This window comes from Streptococcus sp. GMD6S (genome assembly GCF_000297015.1).
The window spans coordinates 1-1,660 of record NZ_AJRH01000122.1 but is presented as its reverse complement, the minus strand read 5'-3'; the positions used below and the strand labels follow the sequence as shown (position 1 = coordinate 1,660).

At 41.1% G+C, this 1,660-nt stretch carries 1 protein-coding gene and 1 pseudogene; both read right to left on the bottom strand.

What is annotated here, in order from left to right; all coding sequences use genetic code 11:
* Nucleotides 1-1,520: N-acetylmuramoyl-L-alanine amidase (locus GMD6S_RS08975; protein ID WP_000722525.1), on the bottom strand; the 1,520-nt coding region annotated here is incomplete at its 3' end.
* Between the two features lie 44 nt (nucleotides 1,521-1,564).
* A pseudogene (locus GMD6S_RS12620) lies at nucleotides 1,565-1,660 on the bottom strand (LysR family transcriptional regulator); the annotation flags it as partial.

The window sequence follows — 1,660 nt, the reverse complement described above, 5'->3', positions numbered from 1 at the left end:
ATCTTACTTGGATAATCAGGTTCATCGCTATAGGAGTAGGTTTGAATACCGCTCGCTTTTGAGTAGGTATTACCAGTAGCGTTGAAGTGAATACTGATAAAAATATCCGAGTTGGTTTTATTAACCATACGAGAACGTTCGGTAACAAAATCAACGTCAATATCACTATCACGAGAAGTGAGGACCTTGTAACCTAGTTCTTCCAACTTACTACGAAGCTTACGGTAAATCTGCATGTTGAGATCTTTTTCAGCTACATTGTAGTAAAAGGCACCTGAATCTCGACCACCATGCCCAGGATCTAGGAAAATGGTATTGCTGTATTGGCCTTTTACAAATCCACCTTCAGTTGAAACTTCAGAAATCCATTGGCCGTATTTTTGGAACAGGTGTTCCTTACCGTCTATCTTGTAAGTTCCTGAAACATAATGTCCATTATCATCTAGGTAGTAGCGTGCTTTGTCAGAGTTATCGTAAATCCATTCGCTCTTTGCCATGTAACCACCTGACTTGAGGTAGTATGCTCCAATCCACTCCTGATTTGCATAACGACCATCCGCTTTTAGATAGAACCAGCTCTTGTAGGCTTTATCGAAGATCCACTCATTCTCCGCCATGGCTCCACTGGTTTTAAGGTAGTAGCTTTCTTTCCATTTGTCTGCTAGCATCCCACCATTCTGGTCAAATGAGTACCAGGAACCCTGAATCTTTTGCCAGTTTTCTTGGACATATCTCCCTGACCCGTTCGCATAGAACCAAGTATCCTTGATTTTGACCCAGTTGTTTTCTGCCATAGCTCCACTCTGGTTGAAGAGGTAGCCCTTGAAGGTTGTCGCACTCAGCATTCCACCGTCTTTGTCAAAGTAGTACCAAGAACCGTTGATTTTCTCCCATTTATCCTGTGAGATCTTTCCAGAAGGAGCGACATAGTACCAAATTCGATCTAATTTTGTCCAACCCTTTTCTGCCATAGCTCCGCTTTTTGTGAGAAGATAGCCGTCAACGGCAGTGTTGCTGAGCATACTTCCAATTTGGTCAAAATAGTACCAAGAGCCGTTAATTTTTTTCCAGGTGTTCTGAGCTAGTCGTCCAAAGGAATCAGCATAATACCATTGATTGTCCAGTTTGGTCCAGCCATTTTCTATCATGACACCATCTTGGTCAAAGGCGTAGCCTTTGTAGACAGTAGAATGAAGACGATTACCATCTTGATCGAAGTAGTACCATTTGCCTTGGATTTGTTTCCAGTTCAAAGCAGGTTTGTCATCTTGGTAAAAACGCCAGTGGTGATTTTCTTGGTACCACCCTTCTTTTTTTGTCTTGTCTTCTTGCACATCTACTTTCGGAAGAACTTCTGATTTAGAGTTTTCCTCAACACTTGATTCTTTCTTTTCTTCTTTGGCAATTGCTTCCTTGACAGCAGATGTCGATTGAGTTGTGTTTTCTTCTCCTAAGACGGATGCGGGTGCTAATCCTGCGATTGAAAGGATTAAAGCACTGGTCAGTAGTATCTTTTTCACTTTCTATTTCCTAACTTTTTCTTTTTCCCTTTTTCATTTTTCTATTAATTATCGAATTGAACTTCTTCTAGTAAGTATTCGATAAAGCGTTCGCCCATCTTAGACAGGCTGGTTTTTTCATGCTGGATATAGACTAGTTC